Origin of the sequence: Mycobacteroides chelonae CCUG 47445, from assembly GCF_001632805.1 — a bacterium.
GTDB lineage: Bacteria > Actinomycetota > Actinomycetes > Mycobacteriales > Mycobacteriaceae > Mycobacterium > Mycobacterium chelonae.
In genome coordinates, this window is record NZ_CP007220.1 from 4,320,282 (window position 1) to 4,343,595 (window position 23,314).

Below are 23,314 nucleotides of genomic sequence, written 5' to 3' on the forward strand. Positions count from 1 at the left end.
GCACATATGCTTTGCCCATGGGCGGGGACGGGGCAGCAGCAGAGACCACCAAACAGCGTTGGCAACGGCTTGATCGGTTCTCGCTGGCGCATCTGCGGCGCGCCGCCGTCATCGCAGTCTTGGTGGTGACAGCCGCGTTCGGAGGCCTGAATCAGGCCGACATCGGCACGCGTATCTCCTTCGGGACCCCCTACGAGAACGGCCCACTCGTCATCACGCCGCACTCTCTGCGCGCGGTGTGCGATCCATCGCAAGTCCCCCGGACCGCCGCTGCCGTGGTCAAGATCGTGAGGACTGGTCAGGTAATCGCCTTGAACGCCAGCATCGAGAACACCTCCACGCGCACCGTGCCGTTCGATGTGCCCCTTCGCAAACCCAACTATCGAAACACCCCCAACAACATCTTCGAGTTGATGAGTCCGCCCACTTCGTCAAACTACGCGGGCATCTTCGCCGAGCAGGGGCCGCTGACCAACGACGATGCCATCTCACCAGGCAAGAGCGCGGAGTACACCATCATCTGGACTGTGCCGAAGTCGTCTTCCGGCAACGAGTTTCACATCCAGATGCACAATACGGAACTGGCGACCACCAAAACTGGCGCACCTGCCTATCTTTGGCGGGTGGCGCCCGACGGTGGCTACGGCGATCTGCGGGCCAGTGCCGAGAGTTGCGACAAGAAATGACTAGGCAGAAGATGATTCGAGCGCTGGGTGCGGCCTCGGCGGTCGCGATGCTGGTTCTCGCCGCTGCGTTGTACACCCATATTCCCACGAGGTCCGAATCATATGGGCCGTTCCCGGTCGGCGATGTTTCGGCCAATGAATCGACTGGCCGCAATCTCGACGTCCGAGTTCTCAACGTGTATGCGGCACCTACGGTTGCCTACACATATCTGAGGAACGGAACGACGCCCGAGTCCGTGGTCGAGAGCACAAAGGGCAATTGGGTCGTCGTCGAGCTTGAGTATCAAGCGGTGGTAGGAACCAGTTTGTTCCGGCCATACCTGCTGATGGACGGAAATATCCTGTCCCCCAAGGCAACTGCTGGTGCCGAACTCAATGCTCACCCGGGAGTCAAAAACCGTAAACAGATCATCTTCGAGGCGGCAAAGTTGTCCGACTCGATGGCGCTGCGTATTGAGAACTACCATGCGGTGGCCATCGGGAGCCGCGTCGAGTATCACGCAGTGCTGGACTCTCAACTCAACATCCCCATCCAGGTGGACGACATACAGCACAAGGACTACCTCGCCGTAACGTCTCCGGCGGTGTCGAAATGATGGCTTGGCTGCGTTCCAACTGGTTGGCACTGATCCTCATCGTCGTCGCAGGCACCGCGCTGCTCCCCATTGCCGCACGTGCCCACCGGACCGGCGCGGGCAGTGATCTTATCCCGAAAATCGTTGTGCCCTATGGAAGCTCGGTCAATCTGAATGATGTGGACTGGAGTGTGCGCAGGATAAAACCGCCGGTCACCGAGGCACTTCCCGCAGGCACACGCGTGGAAGCTATCCAGTTCGACCGTACGGCTCGCCCCAAGCACCAGACCGACACCACCATGCGCCAGTGTTTTTTCACCTTCTGGGACACCAGGGACCGGATGTGGGCCGAAAGCTCGTTCGATTTGCCTACTTCCGTGTCCAAGTGGATAAAGCAGATGCCGATGGCCAACATCTGCGAGGGTGCTGGCACCTGGGTCGGCGCCATGGTGGTTCCTGACGATGCTCAGATCAGCGCAGTCAATATCACCTTCACCAATATCGAAGGAAGTCGCACGGTCAGATTCATGGTGCGTTGACGCTCTGCCGCGCCCGCTCCACGCAATGCTGGTACATCGCCACCATCAGACAAAACCGTAACGGGTCCACGACCGCGCCGATCACCGCGCGAATAATTACGTCATAGTTGATCCAGAAGAACAGATCGTGCGGGCCAATTAAGGAAACCACTGCACGCCAAACCAACCCGTCCGATATGTTGGTGTCGTAGAAGGTGTCGCTCGGGAAGAGAAAAACCAGACCCATGAACGCCAGGATGTAGAACGCGACCGTGGTGACACCCGAGTGAAGCACCAAGCGCGCTGTGCCACCGAGCTTTTCCGCAATACCCAACATGTTTCGGCCGAACTCCGTGCCACGGGATTGCAGCACAGCGGGCACACGAATCCACCAGGCCCGCATTCTGCTCGCCGCCTGGGCCGAGCGCGCGACGATGCGATCGCTCATCGTCTCTCCCACCGCCGCCTGGCTTGCCGTAATCCAGGTGGGACTGAGCGTGTTCGGGAGGACCAGCGCCGTGATGGCCAACCAGGTGAGAGGAAGCAGGATCACTGGGAGGAGTGCAAGCACGTTGTCGACCACCCACTCCTGGACGGCGCCAACAACGCCCAGATGCCTGAACGCCGCAGCCTTCTGGTCGTTGTACCAAACGACGATCTGTCGCTCTGAAATCCATTGTGGCGTGCCGAAAAGTTTCACACCTGAGGCAAAGAACAACAACGCGATCCAGGTCACCTCAAGATATGCGGCAATCAACTGCGTCCACGCCGGCAACCAATCTCGCAGTCGTGTCAGCACAAACCTCGCGATGAACGCGATGGCGATGACCGTGTACATGCGCCAGTCCGTGGTGAAGATGAACTTGTTGAGCTCGTCAGCTGACATCAACGCGCCCTGCTGAGAGAAGCTGGCAGCGTCGATTTTAGCGGCCTGGTAGCGGTCCATGTCCGCCACCGGCAGTTTCCACACCGCGAGCAGCGCCAGCACCGGGAGAACAGCGGGAGAGAGCCGATTCAGAAACGCCCACGGGCCGCCCGCATCGCCGGAGTCGCGCAGGTTCTCCCCACTCAGCACCCAGATCATCAACACACAGGTACAGACCCGCACAAAGACCACCACGGGAACCAACAGGTCGCCCCAGAATCCGCCGACATGCACGCTGACCACGATCGCCAGCTGCAAGGCGCCGTACCCCAACAGCCAGCCGACGAGGTAGATGGCGACTAGCCACGGCCACCGCCGCCACCACAGCGCCGCCGTGCGTTTCAGGGTGTCCAACACGGGCCTAGCCCCTGACCGCCTTGACGGCCTTTACCAACAGCGCCTGCAGCGCACTGACATCGGAGTAGCCCACACCCTGCACCTTCAGCCCATGGTGGTCATCGAGATCGATCTCATACATAACCTGTTCGAAGGAGACCCCCGGACCGGAAGTAAGCGGTTTGATCACCGATCGCGTGCCATGCACCTTCAACCCGTCGATATCGGGTGTCTCGATGGTCTCGACGGTGCCCTCCACCTTGTCCGGGATGACCATCGTGGAGTTTTCGCAGCCCTCCTTGTAGAAAGACTCCAAGGACACGGGTGTGGGGGATTCCGTCGCGATCACGTTGATCATCTTCGGCAGCGGCAGGCCCGGTGCCACGGCCTCAGTGGTGACTCCATTTATCATTTCCATGGTGGCGCCTACCATCTTGGGGATGCGGCCCATGATCGATTCCGCGCATTCCGGCGGATCGAAGGTCGCGGCATCCATGCCACCGTTCATTTGATCGAGCTTGTCCTTGGTCAGCACCGAGCGCGGCAACCGCTGCACCGTGAAACCTGGGGGGAATTGGTCCTGCAGCTTGCCGACAGCGGTGATGTCGACGGGGTGCACCGGGCTGGGTGGCGGCGCGTCATCGCCGCCCTTCGAACACGACACCACCAGCGCACCGACAGCGATGCCCCCAACTATCCACGCTCTTCCGCGATCCATTTAGCGCCCCCTCGTTTCTGGCAAACCTTTTGCCAGAAAGATTCAAGCACGAGTCATTGGTCTTCGTGCGCATATCTGCCACCGGCACCCAGCGAGGCCAGAGCCGCGATCGCCATCATCAGCGCGGCGGCGACGAACACCACCACCAGACCGGCATGGAAGGGTTCGGTGATGAGATTCGGGAAGAACGACTGCCCGGTCAACTCGGCCGCGTTGACCCCTGGCTGCTCCAGAGCACCTGACGGAGCGAGCAATTCACTGATCGGGTTATAGCCGAGGAACGCCGCGAACAGGCTGCCCACGGGCGGCATATTGGACACCTCGGCAGCGGTGGCGGCGGGCACGCCCTGCGCGGTCAAGCCCGACTGCATCGCGGAGGGCATGGTGGCGGACAGCCCGACGATCATGAGCGAGAAGAAGATTCCAATGGACAGCGAGTTGCCCGCGTTGAAGAACGTGCCGCGCACACCCGAGGCGGCGCCGCGCTGATGCGCCGGGACGCTGGACATGATGGCCGCGGTGTTGGGTGCGGTGAAGATGGCCGATCCCAACCCGTTGAGAAAGATGAGCGCCGCGAAGGCCCAGTAATTGAAGTTCACCGGAATGGCGATGAGCGCCAGGAACGTCACCGCCGACAGCACCATGCCGCCGGTGGCGAACGGCCGGGCGCCATAGCGGTCCGAGAGCACACCGGCCACCGGGCCGGCCAACAGGAAGCCAAGTGTCATGGGCAGCAGGAAGATTCCCGCCCACAGCGGGGTCGATTCATAGCTATATCCGCGCAATGGCAACCAGATGCCCTGCAGCCAGATGATAAGCATGAACTGCAGACCGCCACGACCCACCGACGCCAGTAGATTGGCCAGGTTCCCCAGGCCGAACGCGCGGTTCTTGAACAAGCGCATATCCAGCATCGGGTCGGCCACCCGAGACTCGATCACACAGAACAGCACCAGCAGAGCGACACCGGCGATCAACGATCCGTAGACCAGCGGGTTGCCCCATCCGGTATTTGAATTGCCGTACGGCTGAATGCCATACGTAATGCCGGTGAGCAGCACAGTCAGCCCCAGCGCGACGGTCACGGTTCCGGCCCAGTCCAGCTTTCCCGGCGTGGGTTGGTCGATCTCGACGAGCGACCGGTACGACCACACGGTGCCCAGCAAGCCCAGCGGAACCCCTACCCAGAAGATGGCGCGCCAATCCCATTCGGAGAGCACGCCTCCGATCAACAGCCCTAGGAAGGACCCGGCCACCGCGGCCACCTGGTTGATGCCCAGCGCCAGACCGCGCTGTGTGGAGGGGAAGGCATCGGTCAGGATGGCCGACGAGTTGGCCATCAGCATGGCCCCACCCACCCCTTGCACCACGCGCCAAGCGATGAGCCAGACCGCACCGCCGCCGTAGTGGAAGGGATCGAACGAGAGCACTACCGCCGCAACGGTGAAGACGACGAAGCCCATGTTGTATATCCGGACCCGCCCGTACATGTCGCCGAGGCGACCGAACAAGACGACCAACACCGCGGAGGCCAACAGATAACCCATGAGCATCCAGAGCAGATAGCTCACGTTCCCGGCAGCCAGCGGGTTCAGACCGATGCCGCGGAATATGGCCGGAAGCGAGATCAGGACGATCGACGAGTTAATGGTCGCCAGCAGCACACCCAGCGTGGTGTTGGACAGCGCCACCCACTTGTAGTGCGGATGGTCGCGGTCCACCCGGAGCCGTCGCCGCGCGGTCTCGATGTCCGCAGCTGTTTCGTCGGTCCGTGTCATCAAGTCAGTCATCGTCACCCTTGTTGCGCGCTTCTCCCCGACGCGGCCAGCGGAGCATCCCAGCCCGGCCGTCTGTGGACACCACCGTGCACAACTTTAGCAAGGGAAACTATATTCCCAAAACTTTCGAGCCCTCGTCTGTCAGATCGGGCTTCGGGCGCATGCCTCATGCGGTTCGAGCGCGAGCCTGACGCGTAAATCTGGCCGGAAATCCGGGTGAGGCTCGCACTCGACGGAGAAATCAGTGGCTCACCGAGTAGCGTGGCCAGTGTTCGTCAACGAACAGCCCCAAACAAAAGACACGGGAGCGCACACCAGTGCGCTGAGAGGACGGCTAGGGCCGTCGACCGTATGAACCTGACCGGGTAATGCCGGCGTAGGGAGGAAGAAATGCCTGACCAATCACGTACCCCCGAGACCGTTACCACGGGCCCCATCCAGGGCAGCGAGAAGATTTACCAAGAGCTCGATAGCGGCCTGCGGGTGCCGCAGCGACGCGTCAACCTGACCAATGGTGAGCATCTAGACCTGTATGACACCTCTGGTCCGTACACCGACACCAATGCCGTCATCGATCTGCAGAAGGGTCTGCCGCCGCGTGCCGGGATCGTGACCGATCGCGGTACGCAGCTGCAGCGTGCCCGCGCCGGTGAGATCACCGCCGAGATGGAGTTCATCGCCGTCCGCGAGGGTGTCCCCGCCGAGCTGGTGCGCAGCGAGGTCGCGATGGGCCGCGCGGTGATCCCGGCCAACCACAAGCATCCCGAGATCGAGCCGATGATCATCGGCAAGGCCTTCGGCGTGAAGATCAACGCCAACATCGGCAACTCGGCCGTCACCTCCTCCATCGCCGAGGAGGTCGAGAAGATGGTCTGGGCGATCCGCTGGGGCGCCGACAACATCATGGACCTGTCCACCGGCAAGGACATCCATCAGACCCGCGAATGGATCCTGCGCAACTCGCCCGTTCCGGTGGGCACGGTGCCGATCTACCAGGCGCTGGAGAAGACCAACGGCGACCCGGCCGCCCTCACCTGGGAGCTGTACCGCGACACCGTGATCGAGCAGGCCGAGCAGGGCGTGGACTACATGACCGTGCATGCCGGAGTGCTACTGCGCTACGTGCCACTGACCGCCAAGCGTGTCACCGGCATCGTCTCGCGCGGCGGCTCGATCATGGCCGCCTGGTGCCTGGCACATCACCGGGAATCGTTCCTGTACACCCATTTCGAGGAGCTGTGCGAGATCCTGGCCCGCTACGACGTGACCTTCTCGCTCGGCGACGGTCTGCGCCCGGGGTCCATCGCCGACGCCAACGATGAGGCGCAGTTCGCCGAGCTGCGCACCCTCGGCGAACTGACCAAGATCGCCAAATCCCATGGCGTGCAGGTGATGATCGAGGGCCCCGGCCACGTTCCGATGCACAAGATCGTCGAGAACGTGAAGCTTGAGGAGGAGCTCTGCGAGGAGGCTCCGTTCTACACGCTGGGTCCGCTGGCCACTGATATCGCCCCGGCCTACGACCACATCACCTCGGCCATCGGCGCCGCGATCATCGCCCAGGCCGGTACCGCAATGCTGTGCTACGTCACCCCCAAGGAGCACCTGGGGCTGCCCGACCGCAAGGACGTCAAGGACGGCGTGATCGCCTATAAGATCGCCGCCCACGCCGCCGACCTCGCCAAGGGGCATCCGCGTGCACAGCTGCGCGATAACGCATTATCCAAGGCGCGCTTCGAGTTCCGCTGGGATGACCAGTTCAATCTGTCACTCGATCCGGACACCGCCCGCGAATTCCACGACGAGACGCTGCCCGCCGAGCCCGCCAAGACCGCACACTTCTGCTCCATGTGCGGCCCGAAGTTCTGCTCGATGCGCATCACCGCCGATATCCGGGAGTTCGCGGCCCAGAACGGTCTGGAGACCCAGGAGGACATCGACGCGATGCTGGCACGCGGCATGGAGGAGAAGTCGGCGGAGTTCGCCGAACACGGCAACCGGGTCTATCTGCCGATCGCGTGAGCATGAACGCCTTCTTGCCCCTCCCGGAGCCGGGCGTTACCCCGGTGCGTGCGATGACCATCGCCGGGTCCGACTCCGGGGGCGGGGCGGGTATCCAAGCCGATATGCGCACCATGGCGCTGCTCGGCGTGCACGGATGCGTGGCGGTCACCGCGGTGACCGTGCAGAACTCGGTGGGTGTCAGGGACTTTCACGAGATTCCGGCACAGGTGGTGGCAGCGCAGATGGACGCGGTCATCACCGATATCGGCATCCAGGCGGCCAAGACCGGGATGCTGGCCTCCGCACCGATCATCGAGGCCATCGCGCAGGCATGGTCGCAGCTGGCGCCTAACGTGCCCCTGGTCGTCGATCCGGTGTGCGCGTCCATGCACGGCGATCCGCTGCTGCACCCCAGTGCACTGGATGCCCTACGCACACAGCTATTTCCGTTGGCAACCCTCGTCACTCCCAATCTGGACGAGGTACGCCTGCTGGTGGACGTCGATGTAGTCGACGAGGAATCGCAAAGGGAAGCGGCGCGAAAACTGCATGCTCTCGGCCCCCAGTGGGCGCTGGTGAAGGGCGGGCACCTTCGATCCAGTGATACCAGCACCGACCTGCTCTTCGACGGCACCGAGTTTCACTACTTCCCCGTCGAGCGGGTAGACACCGGCCACGATCACGGCGCCGGCGACACCCTCGCCGCATCTATCAGTTGCGCACTGGCCCATGGTTTTTCCGTAGTCGAGGCGGTGGCATTCGGGAAACGTTGGATCACCGAGTGCCTGCGAGCCGCATATCCGCTTGGCCGAGGCCACGGACCGGTATCGGCCCTCTTTAGACTCAACGCGTGAGCACCGAGGAACTTCCGGATATCGCCGGAATTGCACATCACCCCGACGGGCAGCCGCATGGCGCCGTGGTGCTCACCCACGGGGCCGGCGGTAGCTGCCACTCCCCCATGCTGCGCTTGTTGTGTACGGCGTGGGCCGAACGCGGCTGGCTGGCACTACGTTTCGATATGCCCTTCCGACGCAACCGGCCCAGCGGTCCGCCCTCGGCCTCATCGGCCGACAAGGACCGCGCGGGCATCGCCGAGGTGATCGACAAGGCGCGCGCCATGGTGGATGGCCCGCTCCTGGCCGGCGGTCATTCGTATGGCGGACGCCAGACCTCGATGCTCGTATCGGAAAAGGGGCCGATCATCGACGTCCTGACGTTGTTCTCCTACCCCCTGCATCCGCCCGGTAAGCCCGATCGGCTTCGCACCGAACATCTGCCCGGCATCGCGGTTCCGACGGTGTTCACCCATGGCACCTCGGATGCGTTCGGCACCATCGCCGAAATCAAGGCGGCGTCGGCCCTGATACCGGGCGGAGCGACGATCGTGGAGATCACCGGCGCGCGTCATGACTTGGGGTCCAAGACAATCGACGTCCCGGCCCTCGCGATCGACGCGGCACTGACGGTTCTGAAGCGAACTGACGGAACCTAACCCTCGCCGACCGTACGCCAGTCGCATGTCAGCAACTGCGCCGCTCTCCGCAGGTCGGCCTCGGCCTGCGCCACGGTGAGACCACCGTTGAGGCACACCTGAATACAGCCGAACCACTGGTGCACCAGCAGCCTGATCACGGCCTCATCCTCTTCGGACGGATCGGAAAGACCGGCCACCTCGGAAATCAGCTCATGGAATCGCTTCTCGACCTGCATCAGGTCCGGCACCTCGGCCAGCGACGCCGAGTTCGAGGACCGAATCATCGCGATCGCCAGCATGCGGCGCCGTGTCAGGCCGCGCAGCGCGCGTACCAACGCTTCGCCCACCCGATCGGCCGCCGTTTCCTTCCCGTCCGGAGAGACGGGAATGCGGCCGACAAGTCGTTCCGATTCCCGGACGAGTGCCGACACGAACAGATGCCGCTTCGTCGGGAAGTAGCGATACAACGTGCCGATGGCAACGTTGGCGTGCTTGGCGACGTCGTGCATCTGGACGTGGTCGAGCTCGCGCGTCATGGCGAGTTCTTCGGCCGCGTCGAGCATGCGCTTGTACTGCTCATGTTGGCGCCGGGTCGACGGCATGGCGGCTGGCCGCACCGGTGACACTTCAACCATGGCGCTCACGATCTTTTCACCTGCATAAATAACCCCGAAACTGGAACCTGTTCTAAATAAGGTAGCACTACCGCAGGCCTGCGCACTGCGATTTCGCGGTCCTGTTTCAGATCCCGGCGTTCGGTGTTCCCGCCAGCATCGCCAGCAGCAGCTCCGCGCGTACCCGCGCGATATCGAGGTCACAGACCAGCAGCGCTTGTACCGTCTCGATACGTTTGCGCAGCGTATGGCGGTGTACGCCGACCGCAGCAGCCGCCGATTCCCAATGGCCGTTCGCCTCCAGATAGGCCCGCAGGGACACCATCAGGTCGGTACCGTGGCTGGCGTCGTGCTCGACGATGGGTGCCAACGTCGCATTGGCAACGGCGATCAGCACCTCACGACTCGCGCCGAAGGACAGCAGCGCGCTGCCGGCGAGCGAGGTGAACTCCAGCGGTGTACCACCGCGCTCGGCCACCGACGCGGCGAGCTTCGCGTTCTGTACCGCATCACCTAGCCGCCCCACCGCGTGCGCTCCACTCAACCCGGCTCGCAGCCCCTTACGCGTGCGCCCATCCACGTCGGTGAACAATTTTCGGGTGAATTCGGCGGTCTCCGCTCCCGGCAGGACGACGATGAGGCGGCACTCGGCGGCGTGCGCAAAGACCGGGTAGCCCGCCGCCTCCATGGCACGGGTGACCGCGGACTGCACCCGCCGCAGCGCCGCCTGTGATTCGGCATCCACCACCAACGCCCGGATCCGCCCGCGCCCGTCGGCCGCCTGCGCCAGTTGCGCCCATACCGGTTCCAGGTTCCGTTCATCGCCGAGCAGCAGCCCCAGGGCCTGCCCATTCAACTGCCGCTGCACGTCCTGCAGCCGCGACGGCTTATCGAAATCCAAGGCCAACAAGGAGTTTGCGTGCCCCAGCAGCACCTGATCCACGAAGGTCAAGGGCGTCTTACTGACAACGGCCAACACTCCGTAGGACGTACCGCCCACACCTATCGTCTGTTGCGCAACGGCAACTTCCGGGCCCAGTTGTTGGGCGACGGCCGATGCGCCCGGGGTCAATGCGCCGCGGACGAGATTGATCGTCGCGACATCCAGATTGCGTGGATGACTGGCGATCACCGTGCCACCCGAGTCCAGCACCACGACATTCGCACGCAGCGACCGCCCGAGCTCCGCCGTGACCGCCTGCACACCTCCGTTGACGATTGCGCGGGTGATCCGGGGCTGGGCCCGCGATGCGCGCAGCACGCCGTCGTACTCCAGTTCGGCGATGTGCGTGCTCACCGCCTTGACCACTGCGGCGAAGGGGGTGCGCAGGGGCACCTCCAACAACGGCATACCCAGCTCGTCGGCGGCAGCCACCAACTCCCCCGGCACCTCGTCAAACGTCAGACCGATACCGAATCCCAATGCGGCGACACCATTTTCATCCAGCGCCCGCAGGTAGCCCAGCCGTTCCGGCGCCCTCGTGGGCAGACCGATCCCGGTGGTGAGCACCAGCTCGCCACCGGATAGCCATTGGGCGGGGTCGGCGAGTTCTGTGGTGAGCGCCAAATTGACCTCGCGCCCCAGACCTGCGGCGCCGCCCTTCAAGGTGAGTTTCAGGTCCGGCTGATCCAACACCCAACGCACCGGAACAGTCACCTCACGGGACTGTACAGAATGGTGAAAAACACCGCCAAGATTCCCCGAATTGTCGGATGATCAAGGATGTGTCCTGTCGCACACTGGTTGTCTGCGTGCTTTCTTGACGTGCTTAGACGGATTCCCTCGACGGATGGACGTGCAACATGCCGGACTCGATACTGCAGAACTACATTGACGGCCAGTTCGTCGATTCTTTATCCCTGAAATCTACCGAGCCCATCGATCTGATCAACCCGGTCGATGAGTCGGTGGTGGGCCGCGCCCCCGTGTCCACCGCCGACGACGTGAACGCGGCGGTGAGCGCCGCCGAACGTGCCTTCGCCACCTGGGGCAAGACCACACCGAGCGTCCGGCAGCAGGCGCTGCTCAAACTCGCCGACGCGATCGAGGCGCATATCGACGAGATCGTCGAGGCCCAATGCCGAAACACCGGTCAGCCGAAGGCGGTCATCGCTGCCGAAGAGGTGACCGTGAGCGCCGACCAGCTCCGGTTCTTCGCGGGAGCCGCGCGACTTGTCGAAGGTAAATCTGCCGGCGAGTACATGGAGGGGTTCACCTCCTATGTTCGGCGCGAGCCGATCGGGGTTGTCGGACAGGTGACCCCGTGGAACTACCCGTTCATGATGGCAATCTGGAAGATCGGCCCCGCGCTGGCAGCCGGCAACACCATAGTGCTCAAGCCCAGTGACACCACTCCGGAAAGCACACTGGTGCTGGCCCGGCTGACGAAGGGGATCTTGCCCGACGGCGTCTTCAACGTTGTGTTGGGTACCGCGACCACCGGCTCCGAATTGGTGAGTCATCCCGCGATCGGCTTGGTGTCCATCACGGGGTCGGTGCGGGCCGGCATCGCCGTCGCGGCCTCGGCAGCCGAACAGCTCAAGCGCAGCCACCTCGAACTCGGCGGCAAGGCCCCGGTCGTGGTGTTCGGTGACGTCGATATCGACAAGGCGGCCACCGGTATCGCACAGGCCGCCTTCTTCAACGCCGGCCAGGACTGCACGGCCGCCACCCGGGTGATCGTGCACCGGTCGATCCATGACAAGTTCGTCAGCGCCCTCAACTCCGCGGCACAGACATTGCGGCCGGGCCTGCCCGATGACGCCGACAGCTTCTACGGGCCCATGAACAACATCAACCACTTCACCGCGGTCACCAAGAAACTCGATAACCTGCCGGCACACGCGACGGTCGTGACCGGCGGAAAACGTTGGGGCGACAAGGGCTTCTTCATTGAGCCCACCATCGTCACCGGTGTGCGCCAGGACGACTCGATCGTCCAGGAAGAGACCTTCGGGCCGATCTTGACCGTCCAATCGTTTGACGACGCGGACGAAGCCGTCCGGCTGGCCAACGGAGTGCGTTACGCACTGGCATCCAGTGTGTGGACCAAGGATCACGAAACCGCCGAGAAATTCACGCGTGAGCTAGATTTCGGTTGTGTCTGGGTCAATTGCCATATTCCACTGGTCGCCGAGATGCCGCACGGCGGGTTCAAGTACTCCGGCTACGGCAAGGACCTCTCGGCCTACGGCGTGGAGGACTACACCCGGATCAAACACGTGATGAGCGCGCACTAGCAATGGCAACCGACACCTTCCACCCCCTTGATCCCCTCGCGGCGGAGGAATTCACCACGGTCGCAAAGATTCTGGCGCAGACATATGACGTCGGAAACCACTGGCGATACACCTCCATCGAGCTTGCCGAACCCTCGAAGGCCGATATCGCCGCCTTCGACAACACCGGCACCCGGCCTGATCGTCGGGCACTTGCCACCTGCCTGGACACCTCACGCAACGCCACCTACAAGGCAGTCGTGTCGCTGACGTCCGGCGAAGTGCTGTCCTGGGAGCACATTCCCGGGGTACAACCGAACTTCACGGTCGATGAATGGGAAGAGGCGGACGCCGCACTTCGTCGCCACCCCGAGGTCATCGCCGCACTGGCACAACGCGGCATCACCGACATGGACCTGGTGTTTATGGACACCTGGACCTACGGCGATGCCGTCATGCCCGAAAAATACAAGGGCAGGCGCCTCGGATGGTCGGACACCTGGGTGCGTTCCAGTGCGGGCGCCAATCCCTATGCCGGCCCCGTCAACGGATTCCACTGCATCATCGATATGAACAGCATGGAGCTGCTGGAGATCGAGGACACCTTCTCCGTACCGCGACCCGAGATGATGGGCGAATATGTGCCCCGGCACATACCGGAACGACTGCGTCAGCAGAGCACCCGGGAGTCGCTGCAACCACTGCACATCACTCAGCCCGAGGGCACGTCCTTCACCATCGAGGGAAACAAACTTCAGTGGCAGAACTGGTCCCTGCGGGTCGGCTTCAACTACCGCGAAGGCATGACACTGCATGCGGTGACCTACAACGACAACGGAAGGGTGCGGTCGGTCGCCAACCGCATGTCCTTCGCCGAGATGATGGTGCCGTATCGGGACCACTGCGAGGATCACTACCGACGAACAGCTTTCGATATCGGTGAGTGGGGCATCGGCTTCATGACCACCTCGCTGGAACTCGGGTGCGATTGCCTCGGCGAAATTCGCTACCTCGATGCGGTGCTGCACAACAGCAAGGGCGAGCCGTACACGATCAAGAACGCGATCTGTATTCACGAAGAGGACAACGCAGTCCTGTGGAAGCACGTCGATCACGATCACGGCGCCGAGGTGCGCCGTATGCGTCGGCTCACGGTGTCCTTCCACGTCACCGTCGCCAACTATGAATACCTCACGTACTGGCGGTTCTATCAGGACGGGAACATCGAATGTGAGGTCCGTGCAACGGGAATCATGGTGGTGAGCAACTTCGCCGAGGGCGCGGCGCATCCGCATGGAACCCTGGTCGACAACCGGACGTACGCGCCGTACCACCAGCACTTCCTTGTCGCGAGACTCGACCTGGATATCGATGGCACCGAAAACACCGTCTACGCCAGCGAAACCGAGATCGAGCCCGTCGGGCCCGCCAATCCATACGGGCTGTCCCTGCGGCAGCGCAACACCCCGTTGCGCACCGAATCGGAAGGCAAACAGGACTTCTGCTGGCAGACTCAGCGCGCCTGGAAGGTCGTCAACGACAACACCCGCAACGGCATCGGTACCGCACCGGCGTACAAATTGGTGCCCGGGGCGGCCATCCCGGCGATGTTCGACCCGTCCTCCCCGGTGCTGGCACGTTGCCGTGCCATCGAGCACACCCTCTGGGTGACGCCAAACTCACCCGATGAGCGCTGGCCCGCAGGAGAATTCGTCACCCAGAGCAAGGAAGACCACGGCCTGCCCGCCTGGACGGAGAACAACCGCTCCATCGAAAACACCGATGTGGTGCTGTGGTACGTATTCGGTATCCATCACATCACCCGTCCTGAAGACTGGCCGATCATGCCCGTCGACACCGTGAACTTCTGGCTCAAGCCGGTCGGATTCTTCGACCGCAACCCCTCACTCGATGTCGCACCCAATCCGCCGAAGAGCTGTCACACATCAGGACACGAGGAGGCCTAGCCGTGAACGATGCCGCCACGAGAGGTGCCAAACGGATCGCCGTTGCATACCTGGCCACTCCGGGCGGCGACGACGCGCTCGCCGTCGGCGCACAGATCGCGCGCTCTCTGGGGGCGCATCTCGATCTGTGCATGGTGCTGCCGCTGGACCGACCCATCCTGGCACCCCTGCCACAGCAAGAGCGTCAAGACATCTTGTCCGAGAACGCCACTCACTGGCTCAAGCACGCCGAGTCCACCATTCCCGACGATCTCACCGTCGAGACACATATCAGCTTTCACGAGTCGATCGCCGAGGGTCTCATCGCCCAAAGCGAGGCCCTGGGCGCCGAAGCCATCGTGGTCGGTGGCTCTGGCGGCGGGCTGGTCGGCAGTCTCTCCCTTGGGTCGGTGGTCAACGAACTCGTGCACTCCTCCCCCATACCTTTGGTGATCTCGCCGCGTGGTGCGCGCTACCAGAAGAATCTCCGCGTTCGGGAAGTCACGTGCGCCATGGGAACCCGGCCCGGCGCACACGTGCTACTGGACACCGCGTTGCAGGCCTGCCAGCGTGCGAAAGCACCGCTGCGGCTGGTGTCCCTGGTGTCATTCGATCCGATCCCCGGCGGTGACGATGACCAGTCGGCACGTGAACGTGCTGCCATCCATGCCCGACAATCCCTCGAGACCGCCAAACTGATTCTCCCCCCAGATTTCCCGGTCACCTCAATCGTCGCCGAAGGACCCACGATCGAAGCCGCCGTGAATAAGCTCGACTGGCACGAGGGCGACATCATCATGGTGGGTTCCAGCCGCCTTGCGCAGCCACGGCGCCTCTTCCTTGGATCGACGGCCGCCAAGATGCTTCGGGTGCTGCAGGTGCCCATGGTCGTGATCCCCAAGGAAGAGGCCAATCGTGATTGATGATCCGCTTGCGGGAAGACCATCTGGCACTGAAAGTGTTGCCCGCACCGAGCTGGAACAGGCCGAGCAGACCGAGGGCCTCATCTCCAAAGGGCTGGCCGCCGGGCGCATCGGAACCTTCACCGGCGCTGTCCTCGGCATCTCCACAGTCGCGCCCGGATACACACTTACGGCCAGCATCGGCCTGATCGTCGCCGCCGTCGGCCTGAAGATGCCGGCGATCCTCATCGCCGGTTTCATCCCGATGTTCCTGACCGCATACGCCTACCGGGAACTGAATTCGCGAGCACCCGACTGCGGCGCCTCGTTCACCTGGTCCACCAAGGCATTTGGCCCCTACATCGGCTGGATGTGCGGCTGGGGCATGGTGATCGCCACCATCATCGTGCTGTCCAATCTGGCGTCTATCGGGGTGCAGTACGGGTACCAGTTCCTCGGCGCCGTCTCCCACAATCAGACAATCGGCGAGCTCGCCAACAATAAGGCCGTCAACATCATCTCGACCGTGGCGCTGCTGGCGATCGCCACCTATATCTCCAGCCGCGGAATCACCACCAGCGAGAAGGTTCAATATGTTCTCGTCGGGTTCCAGATGATCGTGCTGGTGATCTTCGCCGTCGTCGCCATCGCGAAAGCACCCAGCATGGCCGGACATCTCGATTTCGACCTGGACTGGTTCAATCCACTGACCGGACTAACCCTGAGCGCCTTTGTCATTGGGCTCATTGGATCGATCTTCGCGTTCTGGGGTTGGGACACATGTCTGACGCTCGGCGAAGAATGTAAGGACCCGACCAAGGTGCCCGGCCGCGCCGGACTGTTGTGCGTGCTGTCGATCCTGCTCACCTACCTCCTGGTGGCTGTCGCGGTGATGATGTTCGCGGGCGTGGGCGACACGGATCTGGGTCTTGCGAATGAGGAGAACAAAGACAACGTCTTTGGCGCCCTGGCCAACCCGGTGCTGGGCAGCTGGTTCGGCCCGCTGTTGCTGCTCGCGATATTCGCCTCCGCGGTGGCGAGCCTGCAGACCACCTCGCTGCCCGCCGCCCGCACCATGCTCGCGATGGGCACCTACGGCGCATTTCCGAAAAAGTTCGCCGATGTCAGCCCACGGTTCCTGACACCTACCTTCAGCACCATCGTGGCCGGCGCGGTGACGGCCGTTTTCTACACCGTCGTCAGCCTGCTATCGGACCGCACCCTGCTGGATACCATTGCGGCCCTTGGCATCATGATCTGCTGGTACTACGGCATTACCGCCTTCGCTTGTGTGTGGTACTTCCGCACTGAGCTTTTCCAGAATGCCCACAACGTGGTGTACAAGTTCCTCTTTCCGCTCCTGGGCGGGCTCATGCTGGCAGCGGTATTCGTCATTTCTGTGCGCGAGAGCATGGATCCGGAGAAGACCGGCAGCGGCGCCTCGATCGGCGGCATCGGCCTGGTGTTCTATCTGGGCTTCGGCATTCTGGCGTTCGGGGCGGTGCTCATGCTGATCATGCGCGTCAAGAGTCCGGACTTCTTCCAGGGACGCACCCTCACTCGCGACACCGCTCCGCTCGTCGAATAGGCGGCCATGTCGTCGATGCGGGTGGCCATTCGCGCCAGAACGGCGTATCCAAGAACCATCGGTGGACAAATCGTCCATTCCCAGATGCACTCCACGGCGACACACTGAGATCGCCGGATCGACGACAGGAAGTGCCATGACCGACATCGCCTACCGCCTCGCACAGAAGCGCAACATCGTGACGCCCCTGCCCGGGCCGCGTTCCAGTGCCCTGGCTGAGCGCCGTCGCACGGCGGTATCCGCCGGGGTCGGCTCGACCGCGCCGGTCTACGCCGTTGATGCCGATGGTGGCGTGATCGTCGACGCCGATGGCAACTCCTTCATCGACCTCGGGGCGGGTATCGCGGTCACCACCGTGGGCGCCTCCCACCCCGCCGTCGCCGCCGCCATCGCCGACCAGGCCGCTCACTTCACCCACACCTGTTTCATGGTGACGCCCTACGAGGGATACGTGCAGGTCGCCGAGCTCCTCAACGCCCTGACTCCCGGCGATCACGAGAAGCGCACCGCACTGTTCAACTCCGGCGCCGAAGCCGTGGAGAACGCGATCAAGGTGGCGCGGCTGGCCACCGGCCGTCCGGCGGTCGTTGCCTTCGACAACGCCTATCACGGCCGCACCAACCTGACGATGGCGCTGACCGCCAAGTCGATGCCCTACAAGTCGCAGTTCGGGCCCTTCGCACCCGAGGTCTACCGGATGCCGGCCTCCTACCCGCTGCGTGACGAGCCGGGTCTGTCCGGCGAGGAAGCGGCACGGCGGGCGATCTCCCGCATCGAAACCCAGATCGGTGCGCAATCGCTGGCCGCGATCATCATCGAGCCCATCCAGGGTGAGGGTGGATTCATCGTGCCCGCACCCGGATTCCTGTCCACGCTCACCGCGTGGGCGCGGGACCACGGCGTCGTCTTCATCGCCGACGAGGTGCAGACCGGATTCGCCCGCACCGGAGCCTGGTTCGCCTCCGAGCACGACGGCATCGTTCCCGACATCGTCACCATGGCCAAGGGCATCGCCGGTGGCATGCCGCTGTCCGCCGTCACCGGGCGCGCCGACCTCATGGACGCGGTGTACACCGGAGGACTGGGCGGAACCTACGGCGGCAACCCGGTGACCTGCGCGGCGGCCATCGCCGCACTGGGCGTCATGCGTGAGCTCGACCTGCCGGCCCGAGCCCGGGCCATCGAAACCTCGGTGGTGTCGCGGCTGAGCGCGCTTGCCGAGGAGGTCGACGTCATCGGCGAGGTACGCGGTCGCGGGGCCATGTTGGCCATCGAGATCGTCAAACCCGGCACCGGCAACCCCGGAGAACCTGACGCGACCCTCACCAAAGCCATTGCCGCCGAGGCCCTCTCCCGAGGTGTTCTGATCCTGACCTGCGGAACCTTCGGAAACGTCATCCGCTTGCTGCCCCCGTTGGTCATCGGGGACGATCTACTGGACGAGGGCATCACCGTCCTCGCCGACATCATCCGCGAGAAGGCGAGCCACTAGTGACTGATCACTCAGCCCTGATCGATGCCATTCCCACCGATCTGTGGATCGGCGGGAAGCAGGTGCCATCGTCCTCGGGCGCCCGGTTCCCCGTGCACAACCCGGCCGACGGCGCGGTGCTGACCACCGTGGCCGACGCATCGACAGCCGACGGTGCCACCGCACTCGATGAGGCTGTGGCTGCGCAACCCTCCTGGGCCGCGACCGCGCCCCGTGAACGGGCCGAAATTCTGCGGCGCGCCTGGGAATTGGTCATGGAGCGGCGTGATGATTTCGCACTGGCCATGACCCTGGAAATGGGTAAGCCGCTGGCAGAGAGCCAGGGCGAGGTCGCCTACGGCGGAGAGTTCCTGCGCTGGTTCTCCGAAGAGGCGGTGCGCATCAACGGCCGGTACACCTCGTCGCCGACCGGCACCGGCCGGATCCTGGTGGCCAAGCAGCCCATCGGTCCGGCTCTGGCGATCACCCCCTGGAACTTCCCGCTGGCTATGGGAACCCGCAAGATAGGCCCGGCGTTCGCCGCCGGATGCACCATGATCGTCAAGCCCGCCGCCGAGACGCCGCTGACCATGCTGCTGCTGGGCCAGGTGTTCGCCGATGCCGGGCTGCCTGCCGGCGTGCTGTCGATCCTTCCCACCACCAGCGCCTCCGGCCTGACCGGCCCGCTGATCGAGGACTCCAGACTGCGCAAGTTGACCTTCACCGGCTCTACCGCCGTCGGCAAGGTGCTGCTGTCACAGTGCGCCACAAGGGTTTTACGTTCGTCGATGGAGCTCGGCGGCAACGCCCCATTCGTGGTGTTCGACGATGCAGACGTGGACGCCGCGGTCGACGGCGCGATGGCAGCCAAGATGCGCAACATCGGCGAGGCATGCACCGCGGCCAACCGCTTTCATGTCGACAACGCGGTGCGCGCTGAATTCACCGAGAAGCTCACCGCCCGCATGGGTGCCCTCACCATCGGCCCCGGCGACCAAAGCGGCGTACAGGTGGGCCCGCTCATCACCGCCAAGCAGCGCGCCTCGGTCGACGAGTTGGTGCAAGACGCCGTCAGCAAGGGAGCCGTCATCACCACCGGTGGCACGATCGCCGACGGAGAGGGTTACTTCTATCCGCCGACCGTGCTCACCGATGTGCCCTCGAACGCAAGAATTCTCCGTGAAGAGGTGTTCGGCCCGGTGGCCGCGATCACCGGGTTCGACGGGGAAGACGCGGGAGTGGCCGCGGCCAACGACACCGAATACGGACTCGCCGCATACGTGTACACCACCAATCTGGATCGCGCGCTGCGTGTTTCAGAGTCTGTCGAGTCGGGAATGATCGGCGTCAACCGTGGTGTGATCTCCGACGTGGCCGCACCGTTCGGTGGGATCAAGGAATCTGGCATCGGCCGCGAAGCCGGCAGCGAAGGTATCGAGGAATACCTCGAAACGAAATACATAGCGCTGCCTTAGATGCCGCGACCTAGCCGGAATTTCTCACACCGGTGCAACCCGAGAGGCACACATGGCATGGCGGATGCCGGCGGAAACCGAACCACACGAGCGGATCTGGATGGCGTTCCCGAAGCCCGGCCTCACCTTCGGCGACGATAACGCCGCACTGGAGGCCGGCTATCAGGCCTGGACGGCGGTAGCGCATGCGGTGCTCGCCTTCACTCCGGTGACGATGGTGGTAGACCCTGGCCAGCACGAACACGCCCGCCGAATGTTGTCGTCGGATATCGAGCTGTTGGTCGCCCCGCTCGACGACTTTTGGATGCGCGATATCGGACCCACGTTCGTCGTCGACGACGTCACCGGCGAGCTGGGTGCCGTCGACTGGATTTTCAACGGCTGGGGGTCGTCAACGCCGCAGGCCTGGTCGCACGATCGCGAGATCGGACGCACGATCGCTGCTGCCGCCGGCGCGACCCTCGTATCGTCGTTGCTGGTCAACGAGGGTGGCGCCATCCATGTCGACGGTGGTGGCACCGTGCTGCTGACGGAGACCGTGTTGCTTGATCCGCTGCGCAATCCGCATGCCGACCGCAGCCGCGTCGAAGCCGAGCTGGCCCGCACCCTGGGCGTTGAGCATGCCGTGTGGCTACCACGCGGACTCACGCGCGACTACGAGCCCCTGGGCACCAAGGGGCACGTCGACATGGTCGCGACGCTGCCCTCACCCGGCACCGTCTTACTGCATGCACAAACCAATCCTGACCATCCCGATTACGAAGTGTCCGCACAACTCCGCGCCGCGCTCGCCGATGCGGTCGATGCCCGCGGTGACGCGTTCGACATCGTCGATCTGCCGGCACCCGCGACACTGCGGGACGCGGACGGGTTTGTCGACTGGAGCTACATCAATCACCTTGTCACCGGCGATGGCGTGATCCTGTGCGGTTACGACGAGGCGGAGGCCGACTCGCAGGCAGCGGAGATCATCGCCGACGCCTATCCCGGCCGCGAGGTGATACTGGTCGATGCGCGGCCAATCCTGGTCGGTGGCGGCGGTATTCACTGCATCACCCAGCAACAGCCAAAGGTTTAGGCAATGGATGTCGTCGAGGCGAGCATCGCCGATCTGCAGGCCGCACTCGCCGCCGGGGAAACGACGTCAGTCGCCCTGGTCGCAGAGTATCTGCGCCGGATCGCCGCCTACGACCGCGGTGGGATCACCCTCAACGCCGTACCCGTCCTGGACCCGCAGGCGTTCACCGCCGCCGCCGAGTCCGATGCGCGTCGCGCGGCCGGTGCCACACTTGGCCCGCTCGACGGCATCCCGTACACCGCCAAGGATTCATACGCCGCGAAGGGACTGCCGGTGGCGGCCGGATCTCCGGCCTTCGCCCGGCTCATCGCCCAGCGCGATGCGTTCACCATCGCACAACTTCGTACCGCAGGAGCGGTGCTGCTCGGGCTCACCAACATGCCGCCCATGGCGAACGGCGGCATGCAGCGCGGCGTTTACGGTCGCGCTGAAAGTCCCTACAACAGTGACTATCTGACGTCGGCGTTTGGCTCGGGATCCTCCAATGGATCGGGTACCGCGACGGCCGCCAGCTTTGGCGCGTTCGGACTCGGCGAGGAGACGTGGAGCTCTGGCCGCGCGCCGGCCTCGTGTAACGCGCTGGTGGCCTACTGCCCTTCGCGCGGCGTGATCTCGGTTCGCGGTAACTGGCCGCTCGTGCCCACGATGGACGTCGTCGTTCCGCATACCCGCAGCGTCGCCGACCTGCTGGCGCTCCTGGACGTCATCGTCGCCGACGACCCGGACCAGCGCGGCGACTTCTGGCGTCGCCAGAAGTGGGTCGAGATCCCGCCCGCATCGACATTGCGGCCCACAAGCTACAGCGCACTGAGTGATTCCACCGCCGCCACCCTGCGTGGCACCAGGCTGGGTGTGCCACGGATGTACATCGGTGACACCACCGGAGACCGGCCGGTGCAGACCCGTCCAAGCGTTGTCGACCTGTGGCGACGCATCGCGGACGACCTACGTGCGGCAGGTGCCGAGGTGCTCGAAGTGGACTTCCCTGTCGTCACCAATTACGAAGGCGCGGCAACGATGCTGGATCGTGGACTCATTCCGTCCGGATACGACGAGCGCGAATTGTGGGACCTTTCCATCTGGGGCTGGGAAGAATTCCTACAGGTCAACGGCGATCCCGAGTTGTCGCATGTGCGTGACGTCGACGGCACGCTGATCTTTCCGCCGCCGCCTGGCGCATTGCCCGATCAGTATGACCGTCATCAACTCGACCTGGAGGTCGATCTCGGCGAGTATCCGGCCCGCGCCGCCGCCGGTGTCGCCGAGCTGGAACAGATCCCCTTGATCGCCGACGGCATCGCCGGACTGGAGGCGACGCGCCGCATCGACCTTGAGGCGTGGATGGACGCGCTCGGCCTCGACGCCGTCATCCATCCCGCAGTCGCCGACATCGGCCGCTCGGATGCCGATGTCAATCCGGCGTCGGCCGACACGGCCTGGCGCAACGGCACGTGGGTCGCCAACGGCAACCTCGTGCCGCGGCACCTCGGAATCCCTTCGGTCACCGTACCGATGGGCGCTCTGGACGATATTGGGATGCCTGTCGGGCTCACGATCCTCGGTCGCGGCCACGACGATGTCCGGTTACTGCGTCTGGCCTCCGCCGTCGAAGCCACTCGGGACCGGCGCACCACGCCGCCGCGGACACCGGCCCTGACGCCTATCGGATTGCCGACCGCAGCCGCCGCCGGCGGTATCGCGCCACGGTGCGTCATCACCGTCGAAGAGTCAGACCTCGGCGACGGCGACTGCGCCGTCGCTATCACCGTCGCCGTCGAAGGTACGCATCCCGTCGCCGATGCCAGACTGTACGTCGACGGCGATGAACTCACGCTCACCCAAGGCAGCAATACTTTCACCGCCGCAACGACTCTGCGTGCCGCGGCATCTCGGCCGCGCCATTCGGTCTGGCGCGATGCCTACGGCTCCTTGATCGTGGCGTTGGTCCGCACCCACGACGGCCGAACCGCGGGAGCATGGACGACCGCTTGCGGCATCGCCTGA

The 23,314-nt window shown here is 63.9% G+C and carries 19 protein-coding genes and 1 riboswitch; of the genes, 14 read left to right on the forward strand and 5 right to left on the reverse strand.

Annotation, left to right across the window (positions count from 1 at the left end; all coding sequences use genetic code 11):
- Positions 1-17 precede the first annotated feature (17 nt).
- From BB28_RS21155 to BB28_RS21165, 3 genes are read left to right on the forward strand one after another with little or no spacing between them, the layout of a single operon-like run.
- A complete protein-coding gene (locus BB28_RS21155) occupies positions 18-686 on the forward strand; it encodes a hypothetical protein (protein ID WP_046254928.1) in 669 nt (222 codons plus the stop codon).
- Positions 683-1,282 (forward strand): hypothetical protein, encoded by a 600-nt coding sequence (locus BB28_RS21160; protein ID WP_126315436.1) that lies wholly within the window; start codon positions 683-685, stop codon positions 1,280-1,282. Before BB28_RS21155 ends, BB28_RS21160 begins: the two co-directional genes overlap by 4 nt.
- A 23-nt stretch (positions 1,283-1,305) precedes the next feature.
- Complete coding sequence (locus BB28_RS21165) at positions 1,306-1,800, forward strand: hypothetical protein (protein ID WP_126315438.1); 495 nt, start codon at positions 1,306-1,308, stop codon at positions 1,798-1,800.
- Here BB28_RS21165 and BB28_RS21170 read toward each other — a convergent pair.
- The 3 genes from BB28_RS21170 to BB28_RS21180 are packed head-to-tail and all read right to left on the reverse strand — an operon-like array spanning position 1,787 to position 5,548.
- Positions 1,787-3,061: a hypothetical protein gene (locus BB28_RS21170; RefSeq protein WP_046254931.1), complete on the reverse strand. Its 1,275-nt coding sequence runs from the start codon at positions 3,059-3,061 to the stop codon at positions 1,787-1,789. The genes BB28_RS21165 and BB28_RS21170 overlap by 14 nt on opposite strands.
- Positions 3,062-3,065: 4 nt before the next feature.
- A complete protein-coding gene (locus tag BB28_RS21175) occupies positions 3,066-3,758 on the reverse strand; it encodes a DUF5642 family protein (RefSeq protein WP_046254932.1) in 693 nt (230 codons plus the stop codon).
- Positions 3,759-3,811: 53 nt separating this feature from the next.
- Positions 3,812-5,548, reverse strand: a complete 1,737-nt coding sequence (locus BB28_RS21180; protein WP_046254933.1) for an MFS transporter — start codon at positions 5,546-5,548, stop codon at positions 3,812-3,814.
- A gap of 279 nt (positions 5,549-5,827) precedes the next feature.
- Positions 5,828-5,936, forward strand: a riboswitch (TPP riboswitch).
- On the opposite strand from BB28_RS21180, the gene thiC reads away from it, so the two are divergent.
- The 3 genes from thiC to BB28_RS21195 all read left to right on the forward strand — a co-directional run bounded on the left by thiC (position 5,927) and on the right by BB28_RS21195 (position 9,035).
- Positions 5,927-7,558, forward strand: a complete 1,632-nt coding sequence (gene thiC / locus BB28_RS21185; protein ID WP_046254934.1) for a phosphomethylpyrimidine synthase ThiC — start codon at positions 5,927-5,929, stop codon at positions 7,556-7,558. Its footprint overlaps the riboswitch before it by 10 nt.
- A 2-nt stretch (positions 7,559-7,560) precedes the next feature.
- The gene (gene thiD / locus BB28_RS21190; protein ID WP_109550477.1) at positions 7,561-8,394 is read left to right on the forward strand and encodes a bifunctional hydroxymethylpyrimidine kinase/phosphomethylpyrimidine kinase; all 834 of its coding nucleotides are present in this window, start codon (positions 7,561-7,563) and stop codon (positions 8,392-8,394) included.
- Entirely contained in the window at positions 8,391-9,035 is a 645-nt protein-coding gene (locus BB28_RS21195; protein ID WP_046254935.1) for an alpha/beta hydrolase family protein, read from the forward strand. The genes thiD and BB28_RS21195 overlap by 4 nt, the downstream gene beginning before the upstream one ends.
- Here the strand turns inward: BB28_RS21195 and BB28_RS21200 are convergent.
- Entirely contained in the window at positions 9,032-9,652 is a 621-nt protein-coding gene (locus BB28_RS21200) for a TetR/AcrR family transcriptional regulator (RefSeq protein ID WP_030096286.1), read from the reverse strand. The genes BB28_RS21195 and BB28_RS21200 overlap by 4 nt on opposite strands.
- 106 nt (positions 9,653-9,758) lie before the next feature.
- On the reverse strand, positions 9,759-11,276 hold the full coding sequence (locus BB28_RS21205) for a PucR family transcriptional regulator (protein WP_081252304.1): 1,518 nt from the start codon (positions 11,274-11,276) through the stop codon (positions 9,759-9,761).
- Positions 11,277-11,434: 158 nt separating this feature from the next.
- On the opposite strand from BB28_RS21205, the gene BB28_RS21210 reads away from it, so the two are divergent.
- The 8 genes from BB28_RS21210 (at position 11,435) to BB28_RS21245 (ending at position 23,314) form a co-directional block, all read left to right on the forward strand.
- Positions 11,435-12,871, forward strand: coding sequence for a gamma-aminobutyraldehyde dehydrogenase (locus tag BB28_RS21210; protein ID WP_046254937.1), 1,437 nt, complete (start codon positions 11,435-11,437; stop codon positions 12,869-12,871).
- A 2-nt stretch (positions 12,872-12,873) separates the two neighbouring features.
- On the forward strand, positions 12,874-14,817 hold the full coding sequence (locus BB28_RS21215; protein ID WP_046254938.1) for a primary-amine oxidase: 1,944 nt from the start codon (positions 12,874-12,876) through the stop codon (positions 14,815-14,817).
- Positions 14,818-14,819: 2 nt separating this feature from the next.
- Positions 14,820-15,719, forward strand: coding sequence for a universal stress protein (locus BB28_RS21220; protein ID WP_046254939.1), 900 nt, complete (start codon positions 14,820-14,822; stop codon positions 15,717-15,719).
- Complete coding sequence (locus tag BB28_RS21225) at positions 15,712-17,286, forward strand: APC family permease (protein ID WP_371258672.1); 1,575 nt, start codon at positions 15,712-15,714, stop codon at positions 17,284-17,286. The genes BB28_RS21220 and BB28_RS21225 overlap by 8 nt, the downstream gene beginning before the upstream one ends.
- A 136-nt stretch (positions 17,287-17,422) precedes the next feature.
- Positions 17,423-18,778, forward strand: a complete 1,356-nt coding sequence (gene gabT / locus BB28_RS21230; protein ID WP_046254940.1) for a 4-aminobutyrate--2-oxoglutarate transaminase — start codon at positions 17,423-17,425, stop codon at positions 18,776-18,778.
- Positions 18,778-20,232 carry an NAD-dependent succinate-semialdehyde dehydrogenase gene (locus BB28_RS21235; RefSeq protein ID WP_046254941.1) on the forward strand — a complete coding sequence of 485 codons (1,455 nt, stop codon included), beginning with the start codon at positions 18,778-18,780 and terminating at the stop codon, positions 20,230-20,232. The genes gabT and BB28_RS21235 overlap by 1 nt, the downstream gene beginning before the upstream one ends.
- Before the next feature lie 52 nt (positions 20,233-20,284).
- On the forward strand, positions 20,285-21,310 hold the full coding sequence (locus BB28_RS21240) for an agmatine deiminase family protein (RefSeq protein WP_046254942.1): 1,026 nt from the start codon (positions 20,285-20,287) through the stop codon (positions 21,308-21,310).
- A 3-nt stretch (positions 21,311-21,313) separates the two neighbouring features.
- A complete protein-coding gene (locus BB28_RS21245) occupies positions 21,314-23,314 on the forward strand; it encodes an amidase (protein WP_046254943.1) in 2,001 nt (666 codons plus the stop codon).

Excerpts from the sequence above, each read along its gene's own strand:
- BB28_RS21155 (WP_046254928.1), top strand. The coding sequence starts at position 18 with ATGGGCGGGGACGGGGCAGCAGCAGAGACCACCAAACAGCGTTGGCAA.
- BB28_RS21160 (WP_126315436.1), top strand. The coding sequence starts at position 683 with ATGACTAGGCAGAAGATGATTCGAGCGCTGGGTGCGGCCTCGGCGGTC.
- BB28_RS21175 (WP_046254932.1), bottom strand. The coding sequence starts at position 3,758 with ATGGATCGCGGAAGAGCGTGGATAGTTGGGGGCATCGCTGTCGGTGCG.
- BB28_RS21180 (WP_046254933.1), bottom strand. The coding sequence starts at position 5,548 with ATGACTGACTTGATGACACGGACCGACGAAACAGCTGCGGACATCGAG.
- thiC (WP_046254934.1), top strand. The coding sequence starts at position 5,927 with ATGCCTGACCAATCACGTACCCCCGAGACCGTTACCACGGGCCCCATC.
- thiD (WP_109550477.1), top strand. The coding sequence starts at position 7,561 with ATGAACGCCTTCTTGCCCCTCCCGGAGCCGGGCGTTACCCCGGTGCGT.
- BB28_RS21200 (WP_030096286.1), bottom strand. The coding sequence starts at position 9,652 with ATGGTTGAAGTGTCACCGGTGCGGCCAGCCGCCATGCCGTCGACCCGG.
- BB28_RS21210 (WP_046254937.1), top strand. The coding sequence starts at position 11,435 with ATGCCGGACTCGATACTGCAGAACTACATTGACGGCCAGTTCGTCGAT.
- BB28_RS21215 (WP_046254938.1), top strand. The coding sequence starts at position 12,874 with ATGGCAACCGACACCTTCCACCCCCTTGATCCCCTCGCGGCGGAGGAA.
- gabT (WP_046254940.1), top strand. The coding sequence starts at position 17,423 with ATGACCGACATCGCCTACCGCCTCGCACAGAAGCGCAACATCGTGACG.
- BB28_RS21240 (WP_046254942.1), top strand. The coding sequence starts at position 20,285 with ATGGCATGGCGGATGCCGGCGGAAACCGAACCACACGAGCGGATCTGG.
- BB28_RS21245 (WP_046254943.1), top strand. The coding sequence starts at position 21,314 with ATGGATGTCGTCGAGGCGAGCATCGCCGATCTGCAGGCCGCACTCGCC.